The sequence below is a fragment of the Sodalis sp. RH20 genome (assembly GCF_047324205.1).
Lineage (GTDB): Bacteria > Pseudomonadota > Gammaproteobacteria > Enterobacterales > Enterobacteriaceae > Acerihabitans.
This window is the reverse complement of record NZ_CP178733.1, coordinates 3,264,730-3,289,051: the sequence shown is the minus strand read 5'-3', so window position 1 is coordinate 3,289,051 and position 24,322 is coordinate 3,264,730. Positions and strand designations below refer to the sequence as shown.

At 56.8% G+C, this 24,322-nt stretch carries 26 protein-coding genes and 1 riboswitch; of the genes, 15 read left to right on the top strand and 11 right to left on the bottom strand.

Annotated elements, in window-relative coordinates:
- Positions 1-12: 12 nt before the first annotated feature.
- Positions 13-480 (bottom strand): glycine zipper 2TM domain-containing protein, encoded by a 468-nt coding sequence (locus ACL2XM_RS15225; RefSeq protein WP_413727064.1) that lies wholly within the window; start codon positions 478-480, stop codon positions 13-15.
- Between the two features lie 495 nt (positions 481-975).
- Between ACL2XM_RS15225 and ACL2XM_RS15220 the strand changes: the two genes are divergently transcribed.
- A complete protein-coding gene (locus ACL2XM_RS15220; RefSeq protein ID WP_410016122.1) occupies positions 976-1,605 on the top strand; it encodes a TetR/AcrR family transcriptional regulator in 630 nt (209 codons plus the stop codon).
- A gap of 888 nt (positions 1,606-2,493) precedes the next feature.
- Here ACL2XM_RS15220 and ACL2XM_RS15215 read toward each other — a convergent pair.
- Positions 2,494-3,243 (bottom strand): SDR family oxidoreductase, encoded by a 750-nt coding sequence (locus ACL2XM_RS15215; RefSeq protein ID WP_413722279.1) that lies wholly within the window; start codon positions 3,241-3,243, stop codon positions 2,494-2,496.
- A 282-nt stretch (positions 3,244-3,525) separates the two neighbouring features.
- Positions 3,526-4,110 (bottom strand): trypsin-like peptidase domain-containing protein, encoded by a 585-nt coding sequence (locus ACL2XM_RS15210; protein ID WP_413722280.1) that lies wholly within the window; start codon positions 4,108-4,110, stop codon positions 3,526-3,528.
- 737 nt (positions 4,111-4,847) lie between these two features.
- On the opposite strand from ACL2XM_RS15210, the gene ACL2XM_RS15205 reads away from it, so the two are divergent.
- The 4 genes from ACL2XM_RS15205 to ACL2XM_RS15190 all read left to right on the top strand — a co-directional run bounded on the left by ACL2XM_RS15205 (position 4,848) and on the right by ACL2XM_RS15190 (position 7,543).
- The gene (locus ACL2XM_RS15205) at positions 4,848-5,642 is read left to right on the top strand and encodes an N-acetylmuramoyl-L-alanine amidase (RefSeq protein WP_413733227.1); all 795 of its coding nucleotides are present in this window, start codon (positions 4,848-4,850) and stop codon (positions 5,640-5,642) included.
- A 228-nt stretch (positions 5,643-5,870) separates the two neighbouring features.
- Complete coding sequence (locus ACL2XM_RS15200) at positions 5,871-6,170, top strand: hypothetical protein (protein ID WP_410016119.1); 300 nt, start codon at positions 5,871-5,873, stop codon at positions 6,168-6,170.
- A 497-nt stretch (positions 6,171-6,667) separates the two neighbouring features.
- Positions 6,668-6,880, top strand: coding sequence for an RNA chaperone/antiterminator CspA (gene cspA / locus ACL2XM_RS15195; RefSeq protein ID WP_131864725.1), 213 nt, complete (start codon positions 6,668-6,670; stop codon positions 6,878-6,880).
- Between the two features lie 174 nt (positions 6,881-7,054).
- Complete coding sequence (locus ACL2XM_RS15190; protein ID WP_410016118.1) at positions 7,055-7,543, top strand: hypothetical protein; 489 nt, start codon at positions 7,055-7,057, stop codon at positions 7,541-7,543.
- 166 nt (positions 7,544-7,709) lie between these two features.
- Here ACL2XM_RS15190 and ACL2XM_RS15185 read toward each other — a convergent pair whose 3' ends face one another.
- Entirely contained in the window at positions 7,710-8,615 is a 906-nt protein-coding gene (locus tag ACL2XM_RS15185; protein ID WP_413731181.1) for an NADP-dependent oxidoreductase, read from the bottom strand.
- Between the two features lie 412 nt (positions 8,616-9,027).
- Between ACL2XM_RS15185 and hpxO the strand changes: the two genes are divergently transcribed.
- Both hpxO and lpxP read left to right on the top strand, forming a co-directional pair.
- On the top strand, positions 9,028-10,182 hold the full coding sequence (gene hpxO, locus ACL2XM_RS15180) for an FAD-dependent urate hydroxylase HpxO (protein WP_413731180.1): 1,155 nt from the start codon (positions 9,028-9,030) through the stop codon (positions 10,180-10,182).
- A gap of 437 nt (positions 10,183-10,619) precedes the next feature.
- Complete coding sequence (gene lpxP / locus ACL2XM_RS15175; RefSeq protein ID WP_410016115.1) at positions 10,620-11,543, top strand: kdo(2)-lipid IV(A) palmitoleoyltransferase; 924 nt, start codon at positions 10,620-10,622, stop codon at positions 11,541-11,543.
- 211 nt (positions 11,544-11,754) lie between these two features.
- Here the strand turns inward: lpxP and ACL2XM_RS15170 are convergent, their stop codons facing one another.
- Positions 11,755-11,922 (bottom strand): hypothetical protein, encoded by a 168-nt coding sequence (locus ACL2XM_RS15170; protein WP_413731178.1) that lies wholly within the window; start codon positions 11,920-11,922, stop codon positions 11,755-11,757.
- A gap of 253 nt (positions 11,923-12,175) precedes the next feature.
- Here ACL2XM_RS15170 and ACL2XM_RS15165 point away from each other — a divergent pair, with 253 nt between their 5' ends.
- Complete coding sequence (locus ACL2XM_RS15165) at positions 12,176-12,943, top strand: YdiY family protein (protein ID WP_410016114.1); 768 nt, start codon at positions 12,176-12,178, stop codon at positions 12,941-12,943.
- Positions 12,944-13,084: 141 nt separating this feature from the next.
- Positions 13,085-13,294 carry a transcription antiterminator/RNA stability regulator CspE gene (gene cspE, locus ACL2XM_RS15160; protein WP_331118480.1) on the top strand — a complete coding sequence of 70 codons (210 nt, stop codon included), beginning with the start codon at positions 13,085-13,087 and terminating at the stop codon, positions 13,292-13,294.
- Positions 13,295-13,782: 488 nt separating this feature from the next.
- Here cspE and crcB read toward each other — a convergent pair whose 3' ends face one another.
- Positions 13,783-14,175, bottom strand: coding sequence for a fluoride efflux transporter CrcB (crcB, locus tag ACL2XM_RS15155; protein ID WP_410016113.1), 393 nt, complete (start codon positions 14,173-14,175; stop codon positions 13,783-13,785).
- 78 nt (positions 14,176-14,253) lie between these two features.
- A riboswitch (Fluoride riboswitch) is annotated at positions 14,254-14,317 on the bottom strand.
- Between the two features lie 16 nt (positions 14,318-14,333).
- Positions 14,334-15,686 carry an aminotransferase class I/II-fold pyridoxal phosphate-dependent enzyme gene (locus ACL2XM_RS15150; protein WP_413731177.1) on the bottom strand — a complete coding sequence of 451 codons (1,353 nt, stop codon included), beginning with the start codon at positions 15,684-15,686 and terminating at the stop codon, positions 14,334-14,336.
- Positions 15,687-15,829: 143 nt separating this feature from the next.
- On the opposite strand from ACL2XM_RS15150, the gene ACL2XM_RS15145 reads away from it, so the two are divergent.
- The 6 genes from ACL2XM_RS15145 (at position 15,830) to tatE (ending at position 20,606) form a co-directional block, all read left to right on the top strand.
- The gene (locus ACL2XM_RS15145) at positions 15,830-16,786 is read left to right on the top strand and encodes a nitrate ABC transporter substrate-binding protein (protein WP_413722285.1); all 957 of its coding nucleotides are present in this window, start codon (positions 15,830-15,832) and stop codon (positions 16,784-16,786) included.
- A gap of 18 nt (positions 16,787-16,804) precedes the next feature.
- Positions 16,805-17,599 carry a deaminated glutathione amidase gene (locus ACL2XM_RS15140; RefSeq protein ID WP_413731176.1) on the top strand — a complete coding sequence of 265 codons (795 nt, stop codon included), beginning with the start codon at positions 16,805-16,807 and terminating at the stop codon, positions 17,597-17,599.
- A 57-nt stretch (positions 17,600-17,656) separates the two neighbouring features.
- Entirely contained in the window at positions 17,657-18,544 is an 888-nt protein-coding gene (locus tag ACL2XM_RS15135; protein WP_413723409.1) for an ABC transporter substrate-binding protein, read from the top strand.
- Positions 18,541-19,479, top strand: coding sequence for an amino acid ABC transporter permease (locus ACL2XM_RS15130; RefSeq protein ID WP_410016109.1), 939 nt, complete (start codon positions 18,541-18,543; stop codon positions 19,477-19,479). Before ACL2XM_RS15135 ends, ACL2XM_RS15130 begins: the two co-directional genes overlap by 4 nt.
- The gene (locus ACL2XM_RS15125; RefSeq protein ID WP_413722287.1) at positions 19,479-20,255 is read left to right on the top strand and encodes an amino acid ABC transporter ATP-binding protein; all 777 of its coding nucleotides are present in this window, start codon (positions 19,479-19,481) and stop codon (positions 20,253-20,255) included. Before ACL2XM_RS15130 ends, ACL2XM_RS15125 begins: the two co-directional genes overlap by 1 nt.
- A 144-nt stretch (positions 20,256-20,399) precedes the next feature.
- Positions 20,400-20,606, top strand: coding sequence for a twin-arginine translocase subunit TatE (gene tatE / locus ACL2XM_RS15120; protein WP_413722288.1), 207 nt, complete (start codon positions 20,400-20,402; stop codon positions 20,604-20,606).
- 80 nt (positions 20,607-20,686) lie between these two features.
- Here tatE and lipA read toward each other — a convergent pair whose 3' ends face one another.
- The 4 genes from lipA to dacA form a co-directional block, all read right to left on the bottom strand.
- Positions 20,687-21,652 carry a lipoyl synthase gene (gene lipA / locus ACL2XM_RS15115; protein ID WP_410016106.1) on the bottom strand — a complete coding sequence of 322 codons (966 nt, stop codon included), beginning with the start codon at positions 21,650-21,652 and terminating at the stop codon, positions 20,687-20,689.
- 136 nt (positions 21,653-21,788) lie between these two features.
- Entirely contained in the window at positions 21,789-22,472 is a 684-nt protein-coding gene (gene lipB, locus ACL2XM_RS15110; protein ID WP_413722290.1) for a lipoyl(octanoyl) transferase LipB, read from the bottom strand.
- Between the two features lie 14 nt (positions 22,473-22,486).
- Positions 22,487-22,750 carry a DUF493 family protein YbeD gene (gene ybeD / locus ACL2XM_RS15105; RefSeq protein WP_410016104.1) on the bottom strand — a complete coding sequence of 88 codons (264 nt, stop codon included), beginning with the start codon at positions 22,748-22,750 and terminating at the stop codon, positions 22,487-22,489.
- Between the two features lie 227 nt (positions 22,751-22,977).
- The gene (gene dacA, locus ACL2XM_RS15100; protein WP_410016103.1) at positions 22,978-24,189 is read right to left on the bottom strand and encodes a D-alanyl-D-alanine carboxypeptidase DacA; all 1,212 of its coding nucleotides are present in this window, start codon (positions 24,187-24,189) and stop codon (positions 22,978-22,980) included.
- Positions 24,190-24,322: the final 133 nt, after the last annotated feature.

The window sequence follows — 24,322 nt, the reverse complement described above, 5'->3', positions numbered from 1 at the left end:
GCAGTGGCCGGGTTAGCGTGGTGAAACCGTGACCCTGCCGCCGCCCGAGGCAATGGCGACACGCTGTCCGACAAAAAACTGGCTGGGGCCCTGTGCCTGGGCGACAATAATCGTCGAACCGTCGTCGCGGCGGATTTCAAGCTCTACGCCCGCGCTGCGATTGGCGGCGCTTTGTATCCCCGAGCCTGCCGCCGCTCCGCCTACGGCACCCGCGGCGGTGGCCAGGCCGCGGCCCGATCCGCCGCCGATGGTGTTGCCTAAAAAGCCGCCGATAACGCCGCCGCCGATGGTGCCGGCAGCGTTTTCGCCATTACCGCCCTGTATCGTGATGGGGCGTACGGAAATTAATGTGCCGTAGGTGACGGTATGGATCTGCCTGGCCTGCGCGGCGGTGAAGGTATCGCCGGATGAGGTGCGGTTGGCGGCGCATCCGCTCAGGACCGCCAGGGAGACGGCAATGATGAGTGATATTCTGGTCATTATGCACCTCTGTTATTTTTGACTTTATACGGCATAGGCGAAATTATGCGTAGGGTTATATTCATATTAAATAGTTTTAATAAAGCACGCGTCGTATAGGTTATCCATAATAGACGTTGGCTTTAGTCATGATGGCCAGGCGCCTGCGGTGCTATTCCTAATATAAAATGTTCCGGCAACGGCGAAAAAAGCCAGCCCCCCGTCCATGACAAAGGATGATAATATGGCTGTGTATGCATCAGATTAATTAATAAATAGGATTATGTAATTATTGTTGTCGGCGAGTAATACTCGCGCTTGCCACTATATAAGCATTATTTATTACACGGTTGTGAGATATTGATCATAATAGCGGGTGAGATGCCGCACTATTTTGCCTCGGTCGGCGCCGGGGAGACGGGCGGCGAATATGCCGCTGTCCTTAGCGTTTAAACGCGGGGCCGGGTGTTATCTGTCGCTTGCCGTGGCGGCGGCGATAATTTAGAATCGATCGTTATGAAAACCTTAAAACCCTCTGCAGGCAAGCCGCGCGGCCGGCCGCGCTCTTTTGATCGCGAGGCGGTATTGGATCGGGCGATGCGTCTGTTCTGGCTGCGCGGATATGAGTCCACTTCCATGGCCGAGCTGCTGAAGGTCATGCAGGTTACCACGCCCAGTGTTTATAGTGCTTTCGGCGATAAAGAGCATCTGTTCCTGGAGGCTATCGCACGTTATATCGATGGTCCGGCCCGGTATCAGGCCGAGGCGTTGAAGGAAAAGACCGCGCGGGCGGCGGTTGAACGCATATTGAGCCAGGCGGTTGAGAGTATTGCCGATACCAGTACGCCGCCGGGATGCATGCTGGCCCTCTCGGTTATCAACTGTTCCGCTGCGTCGGAGCCGGTGCGGAAAATCGTTAACGAGGCCCGACAGGAGACGGAGCGCGCGCTGTGCCGGCGCATCGCGCAGGGTATCGCCGAGGGCGACGTCCCGGCGCAGACAGATGCCGGCGCATTGGCCGGCTTTTTTGCCACGGTGCTGTATGGTTTGTCCATTAAGGCCAAGGAGGGTATTTCGGCGCATGAAGCTCGCGCCGTGGTGGATACCGCCATGCGGGCATGGCCGGCAAACCCGCGCTCCCTTTAACAACTTTGCATTGCGTTCGGTGTTGGCGGGCCTAGCGCGCCATGGGGCGCTAGGTCGGGCGAAAACCCCACGCCCGATTCGACCCCATCGGCACGCTCTCCCTTGAACACGTCTGAGTTGAGTTCGGTGTTGGCGGGCCTAGCGCGCCATGGGGCGCTCGGTCGGGCGAAAACCCCACGCCCGATTCGACCCCATCGGCACGCTCTCCCTTGAACACGTCTGAGTTGAGTTCGGTGTTGGCGGGCCTAGCGCGCCATGGGGCGCTCGGTCGGGCGAAAACCCCACGCCCGATTCGACCCCATCGGCACGCTCTCCCTTTAACACGTCTGAGTTGAGTTCGGCGTTGGCGGGCCTAGCGCGCCACGGGGCGCTCGGTCGGGCGAAAACCCCACGCCCGATTCGACCCCATCGGCACGCTCTCCCTTGAACACGTCTGAGTTGAGTTCGGTGTTGGCGGGCCTAGCGCGCCATGGGGCGCTCGGTCGGGCGAAAACCCCACGCCCGATTCGACCCCATCGGCACGCTCTCCCTTTAACACGTCTGAGTTGAGTTCGGCGTTGGCGGGCCTAGCGCGCCACGGGGCGCTCGGTCGGGCGAAAACCCCACGCCCGATTCGACCCCATCGGCACGCTCTCCCTTGAACACGTTTGCATTGCGTTCGGCGTTGGCGGGCCTAGCGCGCCATGGGGCGCTCGGTCGGGCGAAAACCCCACGCCCGATTCGACCCCATCGGCACGCTCTCCCTTGAACACGTCTGAGTTGAGTTCGGTGTTGGCGGGCCTAGCGCGCCATGGGACGTTCGGTCGGGCGAAAACCCCACGCCCGATTCGACCCCATCGGCACGCTCTCCCTTTAACACGTTTGCATTGCGTTCGGTGTTGGCGGGTGTCAGATTTGCGCCTGGCCGCCGTCGACGAACAGTTCGGCGCCATTGACGAAACTTGCCGCATCCGAGGCGAGGAATACTGCCGCCTTGCCGATTTCATCCGGGTGGCCCACTCTTCCCAGGGGCACCAGCGCCGCGAAGCTGTCCACCAGTGCCTGCTGCTGATCGGACTCCACCAGGCCCAGCAATCCCGGTGTTTTGACCGGACCGGGACTTAAGACGTTAACGCGGATATCCTGTCCTTCCAGATCCTGTATCCAGCTGCGGGCAAAATTACGGATGGCGGCTTTTGTCGCGCTATAGACGCTAAAGTTTTTCCCACCGATAGCAGAGGTGGTTGAGCCGGTAAGGATCACCGACGCGCCTTTTGCCAGCAGGGGCAACGATTTTTGTACGGTAAATAGCACCCCTTTCACGTTGATATTGAACGTGCGATCGTAGTGTTCTTCGGTAATATCGGCCAGCCCGAGTAGCTCACCGCCGCCGGCGTTAGCGACCACGATATCCAAGTGTCCCTTGTGTTCCTTGATGCGGGCGAAAAGGTTATCAAGCGCGCCGAGGTCGGCGACGTCGGCCTGGATGCCGAAGGCGTTAGAACCCAGTTCGGCCAAGGCGTCATCCAGCTGCGCCTGGCGGCGCGCGGTGATAAAGACAAACGCGCCTTCATTGATAAACTGCCTGGCAATGCCCAGTCCGATTCCGGTGCTGCCGCCCGTGACCAACGCTATCTTACCTTGGAGTGATTGACTCATGCTGTCACCTTGGTTGTAAGTTAAGGGAAAATCCCGGTTGTGGTTCCGTATAAGGAGATACTTTAATTTCGTAATTAACGTTACGAAATTAAAGGGTGGGAATGTGCACGTCAAGGCTTTTCATATCAAATGTTATGAAATTAGTGAGAATGCTTTGTTAAATAATGAGCAACCCTTCCCGGCCATAACGGCGGTAGGCGCTAACGAGGAAAGGGCGTCAGACGGCGGGAGAATGATGGGGCGCCGCCTGTGTCAGTACGGTGGCGCAATCGATGATAGCCGTTAACTTTTGGTTTCCCGGGTGACCCAGCCGGCAATTTCCTGGTAGGGAACGAACATCGTCTGATTCCGCTTGGGATGCGTCGCGGTGAAAACCCCGACTATCGCGCCATCCTGTGCATAAACCGGACCGCCGCTCATTCCCGGCACGCCGCCGGCGTCGCTCAGGCCGACCAGGCAACTGGTGCCGGGTTTATCCCACCAGCCGAATTCCTTTAACACGCCGCTTGAAGAGGTTGGCATCGCGGTATAGGCGTTGTACCCATAGAGTCTGAGTTTATCGCCTTTGCCCGCCGTCTCAAGCTTGGGCAAGGCGCGTCCGGTATTATCGTGGTAGATAATGGCCACATCACACAGAGGGTTGTAAGCCTTTACCTTGACCATCATCATCTTCGCTACATGTCCGGCGGTCAGGCTGTACTTCGCGGTGAGGGGAAAGCTGGAGCCGATGGCTCCCGCCAGGACGGGAATGCCGATAAAATGGAAGTCCGCTTTATTTTCCGCGGTCTGATCAACTTTGTAATGGCCGACACCGGTACATGCCGATAACAACAAAGGAAATAAAGTAAAAAGAATGTTAATTTTCATCGTTGCCGCTTCATCATTGTTCTGGTGATAAAATTGATCGGCGAATTGATCAAGCCTGGCTAATATGTCTTGCCAGTAGGATTAACGGCTTAAGGTGAGAATTCTTTAGCCTGAAAATCGTAATTATTATTTTTTTATATTGGCGTCATAAAAAATGATGGCGATAGCGTATAAAGAATAAATAAAAAAATTAACTTAAGTCAAATAATCAAATCATAAAGTCCTGTCGCGCCTTCTTATCGCTGCCATAGGAAATTTAATCTATGCCAAAAAGTGTAATATTATGATTTAAATGACTTTTAAGTGAAGATGCCAATGATGAAAATCATTCTATGCTGGAATAATAAAGACGTTGCCATCGCTGGTTACGGATAGTGCGAAAAAACATGCCGGGGATAACGTTAATAACATTTCACAGGAAAAGGCGGCAAGGTGAAAATTAATATTCCCGTAGTGGATAGGTTAAATCGGCAGTGGCTAATGCTGAATAAAGTCAAATTTTTTCTCTATCTGCGGGAGTTTATTCCCAATTGGTTATCACAATGATAATCGCTTCACCCTTCTTTTTTATCGGGTGGAGACTTCAGTAACAAGGGGATTGGCAACGGGATTAACCGGCCATATCAAATAGTGTTTAGGCGGAGTTAAGGACGGGAAGGCTAAGATTTTTGTTTTAAGGTGAGACCAAGGTGATAAATAAAAAATCTTTCGCGGGCCGGTCCCTGGCGGTGGCGTTGATGCTCTCCGGCTGCGCCGACAGGGCGGGGATAACCGATCGCGGCCGTTATGGAGTCGATACGTCTATCGCGTCGTCAAGCCAGGATGAGAGAGTGCGCTATCTGGTTATGCATTATACCGCCGTTGATGATGGGGCGTCGCTGGCTTTGCTGACCCGGGGCACGGCAAGCGCGCATTATCTGGTTTCGTCCGCCCCCCCGCTGATCAACGGCAAGGCGGTGGCGCAGCAGCTGGTGCCGGAGGACAAGCGCGCCTGGCATGCAGGGATAAGCGAATGGAACGGGCGTAGCAATCTTAACGATACCTCTATCGGTATCGAAATCGTCAATCCGGGTTTCACCGAATCGGCCGCGGGGAAGCGTTGGTATCCCTACGCCCCCGAACAGGTCGAGCTGGTGGCGCGTTTGGCTGAAGATATTATCCGGCGCTACCAGATACGCCCCGATAACGTGGTGGGGCATAGCGATATCGCACCGCTGAGGAAAACCGATCCCGGCCCGCTGTTCCCCTGGGCCCAACTGGCCGAGCGCGGCATCGGCGCCTGGCCAGATAAACACGTAGTGGATAAATATCTGGCGGGCAGGGCGCCGGAAGCTGACGCGCCGGTGGCTAACATCCAGCGCGCCTTAATTAAATACGGTTACAGCCTGCCGCTCCATGGCAAGGCCGATGAGGAAACCATCCGGGTTATCAGCGCATTCCAGATGCATTTCCGCCCCGCAAATTTTTCCGGTCGGGCGGACGCTGAAACCGAGGCCATTGCCCTGGCCTTACTGGAAAAATACCGTGCATAATTATCCTGCCCCGTCCGTTAGTCCAGCCCGGGCGGGGATACAGCATGCGCAGGCACAGTGCAGGCGACGGGTAAATGCTTTCATCTTGTCCCCTGCAGCGGCGGATCAGCCGCCTTATCGGCATAATTCTGCGCGATACTTACACAATCACTCACACAAACGGTGTGTAATCAGGTAAAATAGAATGTTGTTTCAGGCGAAAAATGAAAATGCGGAGGTATACCTGTCATGAATTCGAGTAATCAGCAACCTATCGAAACCAACACCAAACCCATCACCACAACGTTGTCAGGCGTCATTACCAAGTCCCCGAGCCGTATCAAAGGCAACACCGGCCGCCCTATGGTAAAAGCGACCATCCTGGCGGAAAGCGATAAGCGCAGCTCGTATCCCCTCACCGTGGTCGGCTTCGACATCATGGCGCTGGAACTGATGGCGCATTTACGTGGGGAACGTCTGACCATTACCGGACGCATGGAGTGGAACGGCGGTTATTCCATCGTCGCGGATCAAATTATCGCCGTCTGATGAACTACCCCTTCGGGGGCACTTCTTCAGGTCTGGTAGTCAGTGCTGTTGTCCCTACTGCGTTTGTTTATCCTGCAGCAACCTTCAGGCTTTCAACTAAAAAAAGTGTTCACCGCCACAGCGAAAGAGGCCGTTTGGCCACGAGCGTTCTGTTATCCCGTGGCGTGCGATAAATTATTTTTAGCTTGCTTATTAATGATTTGCACGGCTTCGTTTCGGTGTATTTAGCATATATATTCATTTATGCAACATTTAGTGGTTGAAAAATTAATAATAGAAAAAGTGCTTGCTATCACCATCGCACTATGTGTAAATAGCGTCATCGGTTTGTAGTACAGACCTATTTATGAATGTCATTTTAGTAAAGTTGTTCCGGTAAAGACGATATTTCAAGATACCGTATCTCCGAGGAATTTCCTTCTCTAGTGCTCCCATAAGTAAATCCTGACAAGCAGACCACAATCGCCTTATGGCGGCCCTATTAAAAGGAAACAACAATGTCTAATAAAATGACCGGTTCAGTAAAATGGTTTGATGCTGGTAAAGGTTTTGGTTTCATCACCCCTGCTGACGGTAGCAAAGATGTGTTCGTTCACTTCTCTGCAATCCAGAGCAATGATTTCAAAACCCTGGACGAAGGCCAACAGGTCGAGTTCAACATCGAACAAGGCCAGAAAGGCCCGTCTGCAACTAACGTCGTTGCGCTGTAATATACAGCTGAGGCTGTGGTAAGGTTCTTGCGATAGCGATGATGGCCCAGGCCGGAGCAGTCAAGTAACCCTAACCCAACCCAAAGATTCCGAACCCCGACTCTGTCGGGGTTTTTTTATGTCTTCGCGAATTTTAATGCTAAAATTCCGCTTCGACTTAATAAGGATATGGGTATGACGAAAAATTGTGTCTGGGGTCTGCTGGCATTGACCCTGAGCGGGTGCGCCGGTTATACCGACTATCCCTCTGCGGCCAAAACCGCCGCGCCTGCGGACGTGGCCGGCGTGTGGATGACCACCGGGCCGCAAAAGGAGCTGGCCGATCCGGCCGCCATCGCCACTTTTATCGTGACCCGGTCGGGCGACACCCTTGATTGCCGTCAATGGCAGCGCACCATCGCGCGGCGGGGCAAGCTGACCTGGCGCGGCGACAATCTGTACAACGTCAATGTCAAGAACGAGTACAGCACGGTGACCGTAAACGACGGCGTCATGAAATTCAGCCGCTTAACGCTGCATCGCGTGCAAAAGCCGACCGTTGAATGCCAGGCCTTTGTGGTTTATCACGATGGCGACTATGCCTTTGCCGATGAGGCCGTCGCCAAGCCGCAGCCGGCTAAGACCCATAAGAAGGCCAGCGGCGTGGAAAGACGGCAAAAATAGTCATCGGCGGCTATGGCTTCCCATAGCGCCGATGCAGGCGTTATGGCGCGCTAATGCTGCAGCCGGCGTGCGGGTTCTTAACCCGCACGCCCTAATGCCACTGCTTCAACACCCCGGCGCGCCGCCGGTTCCGGCCCTTTTTGCATCCCATCTTCCTTAAGGCCATTCAACCAAGGGTGATCACCAGCTTGCCCGTGGCATGTCCTGCGGCGCTGCGTTTATATGCGTCTGCGGCTTCTTCAAGCGGGAACGTCTTATCCAGAGGCATGCGGAACACGCCTTCCGTATACAGCCGCGCCGCTTCGGACAAGACCCGTTCAGGATGGTTCTGTGGCGCGAAAGATCCCTGCGCCCCGTGCAGCGGCGCGGTGGCATCAACAATGGACAGAACGCGGGAAGGATCGCCGACCAGCGCGAGAAGCGTGGGAAGGATGCCCGGGCCGGCCAGATCGAGTGCGGCATTGACGCCGGCCGGCGCGATGTGGCCGATTCTTTCAACCAGGCCCGGGCCATAGGTTGTCGGGACGGCGCCGAGCCCGCGCAGGTATTCATGCTTCGGGGCGCTCGCGGTGCCAATGACGATGATCCCGCGGTAACGCGCGAATTGGATTACCGCGGAACCAACGCCACCGGCCGCTCCGTTTACCAGCAGCGTTTCGCCGGCCTTCACGCCAATCTGCGCAAGAATGCGCGTCGCGGTTTCGACCACCACCGGGAAACCACCCGCCTGCGCGAACGGCAGGCCGTCGGGCTTGTGGGCCCAATGGGTCAGAACCGCGTATTGCGCCGCCGTGTTAATGCCGTAGCCGAAGACGGCATCGCCAAGGCTAACGTCGGTACTGCCTTCGCCGACTTCATCCACCACGCCCGCGCCCTCGACACCGATGCCCGAAGGCAGCGCAATAGGCCGGCCGCGCCAGCAGCCGGCCCGAAGCTTCATGCCGTCCGAAGGGTTGACGCCGGCGGCCCGGACGGCAATCCGCACCTGGCCAGGACCGGCGTGGGGTTCGTTAATATCCGCCACCTGCAGGACTTCGGGACCGCCGTATGCGCTGAATTGCACTGCTTTCATAGAAAACTCCCCTGGAAAAACGCAAGGCGCGGCCTTGGGTATGTGCGTTGACGGTAAAAAAGCCTGGCAGCACCAGACGGATTTGCGTACGCAGGTCTGTGGCGCTTTTGGCAATGTGCGGTCGCCTGGCGTGCGCGTGATTCCCTGGCGGACGCGCGGGTTACACCTCTCTGTCGGTATTTTATATACTCAGTATAAATAAATACTGAGTATATATAAAGGCCCGTGCAAAAATCACCCCGGCCGGGGTTTCTGGCCAGCAACCGTAAACGGTCTCCCATAGTGCAAACCAGGGCCGTGTCGAGGTGGCTAAAATTTAAATTTGAATAAAATTATTTAAAGTCAATAAATTATAATAATGGCATTCAAATTGCTTCCACGAAGGAGGGCTTGCCAATAAAAGGACATTACGATGAAAGCGATTATCATTGGTGCGGGGATGGGGGGCGCCAGCGCGGGCATCGCGCTGCGCAATGTCGGCTATCAAACCGAAATCTATGAAGCGGTCACGGATATCAAGCCGGTGGGGGCGGCCATTTCCATTTGGCCTAATGGTGTTAAATGTCTGAATTTTTTGGGTCTTGGCCCACAGATAAAAGCCCTTGGCGGCGATATGGCCACTATGGCATACGCGGATTATCGTACCGGGCGAATCCTGACCCGTTTTCCCCTGCGCCCGCTGGTGGAGCGCGTCGGTGAGTTCCCGTATCCCACCGCCCGTGCCGAGCTGCAAGCCATGTTATTGGATGAATTCGGCCGCGAGCGCGTCTTTCTCAATAAACGCCTGACGCGCATTGAGGATAATGGCTCCCAGGTAACGGCATGGTTTGCGGACGGCAGCGCCGCTATCGGCGATCTGCTTATCGGTGCTGATGGCACCCACTCTCTGGCGCGGGATTATGTGCTGGGCCACCGGGTGGCGCGGCGCTATGCGGGCTACGTCAACTGGAACGGCCTGGTAGCCGTCGACGAGGACATCGCGCCGGCTAACCAATGGACCACGTTTGTCGGCCAGGGCAAGCGGGTATCGCTGATGCCGGTGGCGGGCCGGCGCTTTTATTATTTTTTTGACGTGCCGCTGCCAAAAGGGCTGGAACAGGAGCGCGGCCGGGCGCGGGAAGCTTTACGCGAGTATTTTGCCGGCTGGTGCGCGCCAGTGCAGCGGCTGATAACGCAGCTGGATCCCTTGGGCGTCAACCGGGTGGAAATCCATGATATCGAGCCGTTCAGCACCTTTACGCGCGGTCGGGTGGCCCTGCTGGGCGACGCGGCCCATAGCACCACGCCTGACATCGGGCAGGGAGGCTGCGCGGCGATGGAAGACGCCGTGGTGCTGGCGCTGGCGCTGCGCACGCATTCTCTGGGCATTGAAGATGCCCTGCTGCGCTACCAGGAAAAGCGGGTGGAGCGGGTCAGGTCGCTGGTGCTGAAAGCCCGCAAGCGGTGCGATATTACCCATGGCAAAGATCCCCAGGCCACCCGCCGCTGGTATCAAGATCTGGAAAATGAAACCGGGGAAAATATTCTTACCGGCCTGGCCGACACCATCTTAGGCGGACCGCTGTAGGGGCAGGGGGCTTGCCGTGACGGTCTGAGGCGGAAAACCGTGGCGACTGAATGTCGGTTTTTCGCCTGTAATCGTTATCAATTATGTCCGGCCAGGCGGGACGGGAAGATAACCTATTGTCATTTTTGGTAAATCCGCCGCCGGCGTATGGTAATATATCTGCAGAATCGCTAGGCTGGGCAGCCTAAGAAAATAAGCGCCTTTTATCGTTACCTCCTGTGCGGATGTCTGATGACTGAGAATACCTGTTTTGGTTTGCCCGCGCGCTTGGTGGGATGCTTAAGGTCGCCGTCAATGCCGCTCTTCGCCTCCTTTAGCAATAAACCATGAGATCTTCGCGCTGATAGCATCCGGCGATTATTGGCTTAACGATCAGGACCAGGATTGATGGAGCGCCTTGAATGGTGTTCCCAACAACTTTATGAAGAATCAATGAAATGGCATACCCGCAAAAATTTTCGCTTTCGCTCCTCCACCCGCGTTACTGGCTGACCTGGTTCGGCCTGGGAGTGCTTTTCCTGTTGGTGCAGCTGCCTTATCCGGTGTTGCATACCCTGGGCGGCTGGCTTGGCCGTTTATCGATGCCATTCCTAAAACGCCGGGCCGCGATTACGCGCCGTAACCTGGAACTCTGTTTTCCCAATATGGATAAGCAGAAGCTCGAGCGGACTATCATCAATAATTTCACCTCCGCCGGCATGGGCTTAATGGAAACCGGCATGGCCTGGTTCTGGTCGGATGCCCGCGTTAAACGCTGGTTTGACGTCTTCGGCCTGCACAATCTGCAGCGGGCGAACGAACATAACCAGGGGGTTATGGTCATCGGCATCCATTTTATGTCCCTTGAGCTGGGCGGACGCGCCATGGGGCTGTGCCAGCCGATGATGGCCATGTACCGTCCCCATAATAATAAAGCCATGGAACTGGTACAAACCTGGGGCAGGATGCGGTCCAACAAGGCGATGCTGGACCGCAAGGATTTACGCGGCATGGTCCATTCGCTCAAGCAGGGCGAAACGGTCTGGTTTGCTCCCGATCAGGATTATGGCCCGCGCGGCAGTATTTTTGCCCCTTTCTTCGCGGTTGACCAGGCGGCTACAACCCGCGGCACCTATACGCTGGCCCGGCTGGCACAGCCGAAGCTGGTGCCGGTGGTGCTGATCCGTAAAAAGAACGGTAAGGGGTACCGTCTGCTGATCCAGCCGCAGCTGGAAAATTATCCGCTGGACGATGAAATGGCCGCAACCTGCTATATGAATAAAATCGTCGAACAGGAAATCATGCGCGCGCCTGACCAATACCTCTGGATGCACCGTCGCTTTAAGACGCGTCCGTTGGGCGAATTGTCCCTCTATATATAAGTGCGGCGTGGCCGGGCACGGCGTCAGTTTTGCCTCCCGGCCGGTGACGCAGGCCGATCGTTTGAAATAACGCCAATTCACCTCTTTTATCCTGCCATCGCGCCCTGCGGATGTTCTTATACTAGCGGCTTTAATATCATGAGTTCATGGATCCGCGAAAATGCATATTACGCACTATAGGGCCTGGGCAATGGTTTTCCTATTCAGCGCGCTATTCTGGATGACGATGATAAGCGCAATTTATTTGTTGCTTAAAAGTTAATTTTTGTAGAGCAAAAGCGATAATTGTTGCCGAGAAGGCGGTGTTGACGACAATATGCTGCGGCGACAGTGAGATGGCTTCTTTTAGGATTAATCCTAAAATATAGTCCGGATCCATTGTAAGCGCCAAGAGTGCGAAATCAGTGCCAAAATACTAAAATTTATTTTATAAGTACGCTGAAAAGACTCGTTTTTTTGTGTTTATCCCGGCTGGGGACCCGTAGGCGGGTGATAAGAAAACCGCGGTGTATTAATTTTTGTTACCAATATTACAAAAAATTACCAGTACACCTGCCGTGTCGATTCGTTACACTATCAGCCTTTCGTTACTCGCTGGTTTAAAAACCTCAAAATCATTTGATAGGTAAATTATGTTACGCAATGGCCGCTCTCGGGCAGTATGGCTTCTGACTATCCTGGGAATGTCCCTGGCTAGTTTTTCGACTTTTGCTGATACGGATATCTTTACCGCGCTGGACGATCCTTCCACTGCGAAAAAAAGTTTCGACGGCAATCTTCAAGCCGGCTACAACGCGCAGTCCGGCAACTCCACCAGTTCTTCACTGGCGGCAAGCAGCACCATGACCTGGTTCCAGCCGACCAATGCCTACAGTATCTGGGCCGAAGCGGCAAATAACTCAACCGATGATGAACGCTCTTCGGAAAAGTATCAGGCCGGTGCGCGTGCGCGTCATAATTTGGATGATGATAATTTCCTGTTTACGCAGGGCAGCTGGTTAAGCGATCGTTTCAACGGTTATCGCTCGCGTTCAACCCTGACCGCGGGTTATGGCCGGCAGGTCTTGAACGGACCGGTCAGCCACCTGCGGTTGGAAGCGGGTCCCGGCGTAAGGCACGATGAATTCCAGGGCGGCGGTCGCCAGACCAAGGCATTGGCCTACGGTGCGGCATCTTATGCTTATCAGCTGACCGACAGCACGCAATTTATCCAGGGCGTTTCCATTCTTGGTAACGAGGATATCACGGCGAATTCCGAAACCGGGCTGAGCGTGGCCATCAATAGCCATTTTGCGTTGAAGATGACCTATGATGTCACTTATAACAGCACCACGCCGGATAGCGCGCCGAAACACACCGATACCAAGACGGCGGTTTCCCTGGTTTATAATATGCAATAGCAGGCTGATGCCTGGTTAAAATCTTATTTTACTATTTCTTGTCACGTTTTAGCGATCTTAAGCTGGACAAAGGGCTTGCCACTTGCTGTACTACTACCCGACACAGAGTTTGTGTCTATCATTTATTGAAAGGTAAGTTTGATGTCTAAGATTAAAGGTAGCGTTAAGTGGTTCAATGAATCTAAAGGATTCGGTTTCATTACTCCTGAAGATGGCAGTAAAGACGTGTTTGTTCATTTCTCCGCCATCCAGAGTAATGGTTTCAAAACGCTGGCCGAAGGCCAACGCGTTGAATTTGAAATCACTAACGGCGCCAAAGGCCCATCGGCTGCTGACGTTACAGCTATTTAAGATAGCCAGTATTCTGAAAAACCCGCTTAATGCGGGTTTTTTTTATGCCTGAAATCCCGTAATCGCCGAACTGAGCGACAAGGTGTTAAAGGGAAAGCGGCCCATGGCACGGTAGGCCCGCCAACACCGAACGCAATGCAGGCGTGTTCAAGGGAGAGCGTGCCGATGGGGTTGAATCGGGCGTGGGGTTTTCGCCCGACCGAGCGCTCCATGGCACGGTAGGCCCGCCAACACCGAACGCAATGCAGGCGTGTTAAAGGGAAAGCGTGCCGATGGGGCCGAATCGGGCGTGGGGTTTTCGCCCGACCGAGCGCCCCATGGCACGGCAGGCCCGCCAACACAGAACGCAATGCAGCCGTGTTCAAGGGAGAGCGTGCCAATGGGGTTGAATCGGGCGTGGTTTTCCCGCCCGACCGAGGCCCCATGGCGCCGGTAGGCCCGCTAACACAAATCCTGCAACGAGCGTGTCAAAGGGAGAGTGTGCCACCTTATAACGGCACCGGCGGGCCGAACAGATTCACCAATCCCACCGCCAACAACGTCATGGCAAGCGAACCGACCAGATTCAGCAGAATATTCACCCCCGCCCAAAGCATCTGCCCGGTCATCATCAGGGTAACCACTTCCGCCGAAAAGGTAGAAAAAGTGGTCAGGCCGCCGCAAAAGCCGGTGGTGATAAACAGTTTCCAGAACGGGTCGATATGAGTGAGACGGAGAAACAACGCCATAAACAGGCCGATGATAAAGGCGCCGACCAAGTTAACCGCCAAGGTGCCGACAGGAATGGCAAAACCGCTGCCGCTGAGCTTCAGGCTGAGCCACCAGCGCAATACGCTGCCGATCCCCCCACCAATAAACACGGCTGATAAAAGGGTAAACATAAGAACCTTTTTAATTAATTTAAGGAATGAAAAACTCAGCAGGGCGAACACAATGACTACGTCCCCCAACCCGAGCAGGTAAACGTAGACATCATCAGCCAAAAACGGCGGTTAAAGGAGGAATGTCATCTCCTGGCGCGATTATACATTACTTTCCTTTACTGAACAGTATTGTCGTCGCCATGGCGGCAGGCCAACTGAATGGCATCGGCCACCAGCTCGACCCGATCGGCTTCCAGCAGGGACGTCGATACCCGGATAAAGCGACTGGGTCCGATACTATGCCGTTTGCCGGGCATCACCGCGATACCGTGAGCCGCCAGCGTCACCAGGGCATATTGCTCCGACGGCACCGGGATCTGGATGCTCAGCCCGTCCCGATCCGGCAACACCACCCCACGCTGCGCCAGCGCGCGCAACAGCGCCCGGCGGCGCTGGGCATAACAATGCCGGGCGGCGGCAAGCGTCTGCTGGGTAATGCCATCTGCCATCATCCAGGCCACCGCTTCCTGCAATATCCTGCTGGTCCAGCTGGCGCCGAAGTTACGTACCGACTGAATACGCCGGATGATATCACTGGAAGCGGAGATAACCGCCAGCCGCAAATCCGGGCCATAGGCTTTGGAAAATGAACGTACATGCACGGTACGCTGCGGGTAAATATTGCCCAGGCTGTGGACCGGATGCGCGGACAGCTCGCCGATGCCGTCATCCTCAATTATCAGCGTCGCGCGGGCGCGCAGTAAATGCGCCATATCGTCGGCGCGCTGCCGGCTAACCGTATGGCCGGTTGTGGAATGGGTGCGCGGTTGGTAGATAAAAGCTACCGGACTACGCCTGAGCGCCGCCTCAAGCCCCGCGGGGGTAGGGCCTTGCCCATCGCAGGGGACGGCGATAATGTCCGCGCCCACATTATCCAGCATATCCAGCAACCGCGTGGCGGTGGGATCTTCAATCGCCACCGTGGCGCCGGGCATAATCAGGGTTTGCAATGTTTGGTACATGGCGTCAAAACCGCCGTCCGCCGCGAGGTAGGCCTCGGCGGGATAGGGCCAGCGCGGCGCGATGGCCTGTTGCAATACCTGGCTTATCGGTTCGCGCCGGTAGCTGTTGAGGTTTATCGCCCTCCCGCCGCGCAGCAGCGCCTCGCGCAGATCCGGCAAATAGGCCGGATCGGGCGCGGCCAGGGTCAGGTCGGCCATGATATTGTCGCCGAAATTGCCGATGGCCTCGAACCGCACCGGCCGCGGCGTGACGATATTGCCGCACACCCATACGCCGTTGCGCCCGGCGCCGGCGATGACTTTTTGCCGCCGCAGCTGCCCCCAGGCGGCGGATACGGTTGCCGGGCTGACATCCAGCAGGCCGGCCAGTTCGCGCACCGCCGGCAGCTGTACGCCTACGGCAATGGCGCCGCTGCCGATAAGCGCCGCGGTCGCCAGCGCAATACCTTTAATCGTCCGATCCTGGATGCGTTCGGCCAGCCAGCCGGCCTCAAGAGCATTATCCATAAGAATAAACTTTGTACAGTAACAAAGTTAACATTGTACATTGAACAAAGTGGTTTTAGTATCGAAATTAATCAATCGAAACCAAAATGGTCTACAACTGTTAATGTCCGGTAAAAGAAAGCACGCCGGCATGGGGGAACAACGTGGCATACACTATCAGGCTGGCGGTCAGGGACTGGGATTATTTTACTCCCCTGGCATTGGGCGATCTCAGGCCGCAAGGTTTTTCCCTGGAAATCCATCGCGTGGGCACGCTGGTGGACTCCATCGCCACCAGCGCCGACTTTGACGCAGGCGAAGTCTCGTTCAGCCGGTATGCCCAGGCGGTCGCCCGCGGCGATAATTCCCTGCTGGCGCTGCCGCACTTCCTGATGCGCGGGTTCCGGCAACGCTGCATCATCACCACCAAGACCAGCCCGCTGACCACCCTCGGACAACTGCGCGGCAAACGTATCGGGCTGACCGGCTGGCAGGATTCCGGCAATACCTGGACCCGTACCCTGCTGAAGCGCGAAGGGGTGGGTATCGATGACGCCACCTGGTATGTGGGCCGTTTGACAGACGATCATCCTGTGGTCGACCGCCTGGCCGGCTTCGGCCGCACGGGGCGTATCGAGGCCGCGCCCGGGGAGCGGCCGCTGCTGACCTTATTACGGGCGGGGGAGCTGGACGCGGTATTCACTCCCTTTATGCCGAACGGATTTTTTTCCCCCGCCTCGGATCTGCGCCAGTTGCAGGAGGATTTTCGCCAGGCGGAACTCGATTATTTTAACGCGGTGGGGTATATCCCGGGAATCCATGTGCTGGGCATCAAGCCGGCGCTGGCGCAAGCCCATCCGGAGCTGCCCCAGGCGCTGAGCGATATCATTACGCAGTCGGCCCGTCTGTGGCACGACAAGCGGGTCAAGTATGCCGATACCACGCCCTGGCTGATGGACGATCTGGCGCGTACCGCACGCGACCTGCCGGCGGACTGGAATCGAAACGGTTTTGACGCCAACCAGCGGATGGTGGCGGACTTTGCCGCTGAGCTTTTTGAGCAGGGACTGACGTCACGTTGCCTTACGCCGACGGAACTCTTTCCTTACCCATTATCATAATCTGCAGGAGGACGGACAATGAAAGTCGCATTAGGACAATTTGCAGTGAGCCGGGAATGGGAAACCAATTTAGCAACCTGCCTCGACCTGATGGACCGCGCTCTGGCGGGCGGCGCGGATTTGCTGGTGCTGCCCGAGGGCATCCTGGCGCGGGATATCGCCGACCCGGATTTAGTGCTCAAGTCGGCCCAGCCGCTGGACGGGCCGTTTGTCAGCAAGTTGTGCGCCGCCAGCCGGGGCACCCAGCTTACCACCATGATGAGCGTGCACACGCCCACCGGCGACGGGCATGCGTTTAATGTACTGATCGCTATTCGCCACGGCGAAATTATCGCCCGCTATCGCAAACTGCATCTTTACGACGCGTTTGCCGTGCAGGAATCGAAAAACGTCACGCCCGGCAGCGAGGTGCCGCCGCTGGTGGACGTGGCGGGCATGAAAGTAGGGCTGATGACCTGCTATGACGTGCGCTTTCCCGAACTGGCGCGCCGGCTGGCGCTGGATGGCGCCCAGGTGCTGGTGCTGCCTGCCGCCTGGGTCAAGGGGCCGCTGAAGGAAATGCACTGGGAGGTGCTGGTCACCGCGCGGGCATTGGAGAACACCTGTTATATGGTGGCGGTGGGAGAATGCGGCGAGCGCAACATCGGCAACAGCATGGTCGTCGATCCGCTGGGCGTTGCCATTGCCCATGCCGCCGAAGCGCCGGCGCTGGTGTTCGCCGAGCTGGATGCCGAGCGGGTCGCCCACGCGCGGCGGGTATTGCCGGTGCTGGAAAACCGCTGTTTCGCCGCGCCGCAGCTGCGCGAGCGCTAAGACGCGAGCTGCAATCATCAATAGGTTATCGACATCAGGGGAAATGCAATGAATGTAATGAAAAAACGGCTGGTTGCCCTGTTCTGCCTGGCGCTGTCGGGCGGCGCGCTGGCGGATGACGCGCTGCCGGTGCAGGCGCTGGATACCGCGCTGCACGCTAAGTTACCCCAGGATATCCAGCAGTCGGGCCGGATTATATCCGTTAATAACGGATCGTTCCCTCCCTATGAGATTGCCACCAGCACCCATTCCCTGGACGGCGCCAGCGCCGATTTAGCCCAGGCGCTGGGGCAGCTGCTGGGCGTTAAGATCGAACACGCGTCGGTCAGCGGTCTGTCCGGCGTGTTGAGCGGCATTAATTCCGGCCGCTACCAGATGGCTATCGGCCCGGTCGGCGATTTTCCCGACCGGGAACAGAAAAATGATTTTATCGATTTTGTGCAGGAATTCGTGGTGTTCGCCGTGCCTAAGGGCAATCCGGCCACCATCAACGGCCTGATTGATACCTGCGGCAAGCGCATCGCGGTCATGGCGGCCGGTTCAGCCGAGCAGGTCATCCGCAAACAGTCCGCCACCTGCGTCGCGGCGGGCAAGGCGCCGGTGACCGTCGCCTCCTTTACCGATCAGCCCACGTCGGTGCTGGCGGTGCGTTCCGGCCGGGTCGACGCCTTTTTCTCCTCCCAGGCGCCCCTGACCTATTTTGTGGCGCAAACCAACGGGCAGTTGGAATTAAGCGGACAGGGTAAAGCCAATGGCTTTGGCGATCTGTTCCAGGGGTCGGTAGTGCCGAAGGATTCGCCGTTCGGCGCGGTGGTGCTGGAAGCCTATCAAAAATTGTTTGCCAACGGCACCTATGCCGCCATCATGAAAAAATGGCATCTACAGGACAATATGCTCAAGGCGCCGGGCCGTAACCTGGCCAGCAATCCAGGTGCGAAACCATGACCGGACGTGCTACCGATGCCACGCCGACGCCCGCGGACACCGAGCGCGACGTGCGTTATGCGCGTCCGCCGGGGCGGCTGGGCCATATAGTGTTATGGGTAGTGGTGTTGTTGATTGCCGCCGATGTGGTCTGGGTGGTCGCCAACAACAAAAACTTTGAATGGCACGTGGTCAGGGCCTGGTTTACCGAGGCGTCGGTGCTGCGCGGTCTGGGCGTGACCCTGGGCCTGACGGTGATCTCCATGGTGCTCGGGGTGCTGCTCGGGCTGCTGCTGGCGGTGGCCCGTCTGTCCGATCACCGGCTGTTGCGCGGGCTGGCGGGCCTGTATATTTGGTTCTTCCGCGGCACGCCGCTGCTGGTGCAACTGATTTTTTGGTACAACATGTCGACGCTGTTCCCGCATGTGACCCTCGGGTTGCCGTTTGTCGGCCCGGTATACGCCAGCTGGAACACCAACGATCTCATTACTCCCCTTACCGCCGCCATTGCCGGCCTGGCGCTCAACGAGGCCGCCTATATGGCGGAGATTATTCGCGCCGGGCTGCTGTCGGTGGATACCGGCCAAGTGGAAACCACCCAGGCGTTCGGCATGAGCCGCAGCCGGGCGTTGCGGCGCATTATTATCCCCCAGGCCATGCGGTCGATTATTCCCCCCACCGGCAACCAGCTGATCAGCATGATTAAAGCCACGTCGCTGGTGAGTGTCATCGCCATGGGCGATTTGCTCTATTCGGTACAGTCGGTCTATAACCGCACCTTTGAAGTGGTGCCGATGCTGATGGTGGCGGTGATCTGGTATCTGATCATTACCTCGGTGCTGAACGTGGCGCAGTCCGCCATCGAGCGTTATTACGCCCGCGGCACCCGCCGCAGCGAGACGGTGACCCGGCGGCGCCAGGCCGCGCCGGCGGATAGCGTGGCAGGAGAAAAATAATGGTTCAGCAAACTTCCGTTCCGCTGGTACGCGCCCGGGACGTGCACAAGAGTTATGGCGATCATGAGGTGCTTAAGGGTATCAGCCTGGACGTGTTGCCGGGCGAGGTGGTGGTGATCCTGGGACCGTCCGGATCGGGGAAATCCACCTTTTTGCGCTGTATTAACCATCTGGAAGATATGAACCAGGGCTCGATTATCGTCGGCGATCACCAGGTGGGCTACGAGCTGCGCAAAGGCGTGTTGCATAAATTGTCCCCGCGGGCCATTGCACGCCAGCGCCAGGAAATCGGTATGGTTTTCCAGCAGTTTAATCTTTATCCCCACATGACGGTGCTGCAAAATATTATCGAAGCGCCGATCGGCGTACATAAACAGAGCCGCCGCGACGCCGTGCGTTACGCGCGCGAGCTGTTGCAAACGGTGGGACTGAGTGAAAAGGCCGACGCCTATCCCCGCCATCTTTCCGGCGGCCAGCAACAGCGGGTGGCTATCGCCCGGGCGCTGGCCATCCGGCCTAAGCTGATGCTGTTTGATGAGCCGACTTCGGCGCTGGATCCGGAGCTGGTGGGCGAGGTGCTGGCCACCATGCGCAGCCTGGCGGATCAGGGATTGACGATGATCGTGGTCACCCATGAGATTGGCTTTGCCCGCGAGGCGGCGGATCGGGTGGTGTTTATGGATCAGGGCGTGGTGGTGGAGGAGGGGCCGCCACAGGATGTGCTGGTCAATCCGCAGCATCCGCGCACCCGCGCTTTTCTCAGCCGGTTCCTGTAACCGGGCGGGGCGTAGCGGGAATAACGCCCCGGTATGTAAAACTGTTACAGATATCTCTTGTAATGCAGGGGTAATAGCGGTAAAAAGCGATTAACATGTATCAATCGCTGGTTTTATCAGCAAGCGTTAAGCAAGAAGGTGAGTATGGAAGGTTTAAGTATTACCAAATTATTAGTCATCGGCGCCTTGATTGTGCTGCTGTTCGGCACCAATAAGCTGCGCAGCCTGGGCGGCGACCTGGGCGCGGCTATCAAAGGTTTCAAGAAAGCGATGGGTAGCGATGATGCGGTCGCGCCGAAAACGCAGGCTGATGATACCGTGGCGCCCCAGGTTACAGAACGTAAAGAGTAAACCTGGCGCGGAAAAGGATGGTTATCGCAACCATCCTTTTTTATTGGCCGCAGTCAGAATGTAACCGGATATGTCGCCGGTTATTTTACCTCAATGCCCTTGGCCTGCAGGTCCGCATGGTAGGACGAGCGCACGAACGGACCGCACGCCGCATGGGTAAAGCCCATGGCCATGGCTTCCGCTTTCATCTCGTCGAATTCCTGCGGACTGACGTAACGCTTCACCGCCAGGTGATGACGGCTGGGCTGCAGATACTGGCCCAGGGTCAACATGGTGACGCCGTGGCGGCGCAGATCGCGCATGACGTCAACGATTTCCGCGTTGGTTTCGCCCAGCCCCACCATCAGTCCGGATTTGGTCGGCAGGTCGGGGTTGGCTTCCTTGAAACGCTCGAGCAGTTTCAGCGACCAGTTATAGTCGGCGCCCGGGCGCACCTGGCGGTATAGCCGGGGCACATTTTCCAGATTGTGGTTAAACACATCCGGCGGCGCCGCGTTGAGGATTTCCAGCGCCCGATCCATCCGGCCGCGGAAATCCGGCACCAGCGTTTCAATCTTGATGGTGGGGTTTTTCGCCCGGATGGCGGTGATGCAATCGGCAAAATGCTGGGCGCCGCCGTCGCGCAGGTCGTCGCGGTCCACCGAGGTGACGACGACGTAGCGCAGCCCCATATCGGCGATGGTCTGGCCCAGTTTTTCCGGCTCATTGGCGTCGGGCTGGGTTGGACGGCCATGGGCGACGTCGCAGAACGGGCAGCGGCGGGTGCAGATGGCGCCGAGGATCATAAAGGTGGCGGTGCCATGGTTAAAACACTCGGACAGGTTGGGGCACGACGCTTCCTCGCAGACGGAGTGCAGGCCGTTTTTGCGCATGGCGGCTTTAATACCCTGGATACGCGTGGAGTCCGACGGCAGTTTAATCTTCATCCATTCCGGTTTGCGCAGCATCTCCTGACGCTCGACCGCCACGGTTTTAATCGGGATTAAGGCCATTTTATCGGCGTCGCGGTATTTAACGCCGCGTTCCATCTGTATCGGTTTACTCATAATCTCGCAGGTCCCGTCCCGAATGTGCCAGCATGCAGGTTATCACACACGCTGTTACGTGATTGTTCAACTAAATTTGATAAAACATCAAAAATTATAACATGGTTAACCGTTCGCTTTCAGCCCAAAAAAGCGATTATTGCTGGATTGCGTCCGCAAGGGGAGGGTAATCCTCCAGATACCAGGGCAGCATGCGGGCCGGCGGATTGCCGAGCCGTTGCAGGAAGACCCCGGTCAGCACCGGCGCCACGTCGTCCACGCGGGTGCCCGGCGCCAGATCGCTTACCTGCGTCATGCGCAGTCCGGCGTAGCCGCAGGGATTGATTCGCAGGAAGGGCGAGAGATCCATGGCGATGTTCAGCGCCAGTCCGTGAAACGAACAGCCTTTGCGGATGCGTAATCCCAGCGAGCAGATTTTATCATCATTCACATAGACGCCCGGCGCGTCCGCGCGCGCGCGCGCCGCGATGGCAAAACGCCCCAGGGTCTCCACCACCGTTTCTTCCAGCAGGGTCACCAACTGGCGCACGCCCAGCCTGCGGCGTTTAAGATTAAGCAGGACGTAGAGGATTTGCTGGCCGGGGCCGTGAAACGTGACCTGGCCGCCGCGATCGCTCTGGATAACCGGAATGGCGCCCGGCGCCAGAATATGTTCTGCCTTGCCGGCCTGCCCCTGGGTAAATACCTGCGGATGCTGGACCAGCCAGATTTCATCCGGCGTGGATTCGTCACGGCGATCGGTGAAGACGTGCATGGCCTGCGACACCACGTCATAGGGCTGCAGGCCAAGCTGGCGGATTATGATGGTTTCCTGTGGCACAGGCGACTCCCGGTTTACAGGACCATGCGGACCTGTTCGATATTGCCCAACTCCTCATAGAGCGCTTCGACCTGCTCAATATGGGTGGCGGTAATGGTAATGGACACCGCATGGTAATTGCCTTTGCTGCTCGGCTTGACCTGGGGGGTATAATCGCCCGGCGCGTGGCGCTGTACCACTTCGACCACGCGATCGACCAGTTCCGGACGCGCGGTGCCCATCACTTTATAGGTAAAGGAGCAGGGGAACTCAAGCAGTTCATTCAGTTTGGTTTTCATTGGGACTCCGGTAGCGTGACTGCCACTGCATCTGGCGGATATTTGCGGCGGGTAGGATGGGTAAGAAGAATAACGCGCAGCGCCGGGAAGGGATTTACGGCGTCTTTACGATCCTGCCCATCGTGCCCGTGGGCACGGCCTGGCCATCAAACTCACTCCCGCCGGGGCGGGAGTGCTCTATTACTATTATATGGGGGCTGATTTGCCGCTGACAAGCCGTGGCGGCATTAAGCGAACCAATGATGGAACATCAGCTTGATATAATCCACGATGCGGCTGAAAATATTGCCTTCCTGCACCTGGTTCAGGACCACCAGCGGATGCTGATCGATGGTCTTGCCGTCCAGCTGGAAGTTGATGGTGCCTACCTGCTGGCCTTTGGCAAGCGGTGCATGCAATTCCTTCTGGCTTAGAGTATAGCTGGCTTTCAGATCTTTCATGCGGCCGCGGGGAATGGTCAGGTAAGCATCGCTATCCACGCCCAGCTTGACGCTGTCGGTATCGCCGAACCACACCGGCTCGGCGGCAAATTCCTTGCCCGCCTTCAGCGGCGCCACGGTTTCAAAGAAACGGAAGCCCCAGGTCAGCAGCTTGCGGGTTTCGCTTTCGCGGCCCTTGGGCGAATGGCCGCCCATCACCGCTGAAATCAGCCGCATCGGACCGTCGGTGGCCGAGGCGACCAGGTTAAAACCGGCGGAGTCGGTGTGGCCGGTTTTGATGCCGTCTACGTTCAACCCGGTATCCCACAGCAGGCCGTTACGGTTCATCTGCCTGATATTATTGAAGGTAAATTCTTTTTCTTTATAAGTGGCGTATTCTTCCGGCACATCGCGGATCAGGGCCTTGCCGATCAGCGCCATATCGCGGGCGGAGCTGTACTGGCCCGGGGCATCAAGGCCGTGTACGGTTTCGAACTGGGTATTTTGCAGGCCCAGCGCTTTCACGTAGTTATTCATCAGGCCGACAAACGCGTCCTGGCTGCCGGCGACGTAATCGGCCATGGCCACGCAGGCATCGTTGCCTGACTGGAGGATAATGCCGCGGTTAAGCTGCGATACCGGCACGCGATCGCCGGGTTTAAGGAACATCAGCGACGAACCCTTGAATACCGGATTGCCGGTCGCCCAGGCGTCCTTATTGACGGTGATGATATCGTTAGGGGTGATCTTTCCCGATTTTATCGCCTGGCCGATGACGTAGCTGGTCATCATTTTTGTCAGGCTGGCCGGATCGCGACGGGTGTCGGCATTTTGCTCCGCCAGTACCTTGCCGGAGTTGTAATCGATCAGGATATAGGTTTCGGCATCAATTTGCGGCACGCCGGGAATCATGGTCTTCAGATTCACATCGTCGGCGTAGCTATTGGAAAGAGGGATCAGCGCAATAAGGGTGCTTAAGGCTAAGCGCCTGAATAAAAGATGGCTCATTACTTTATTCATGTCAGGACAACAGCATCCGTGGGAGTAAGTTAAAATCGTGCCACACTATAGCAGAAGTAAAAAAGGCCGGCATCAGGCAATCCGTAACCTGGCGGGGAGAACCTTTTAAGAATGTTTCAGCCGGCCCGCGCCC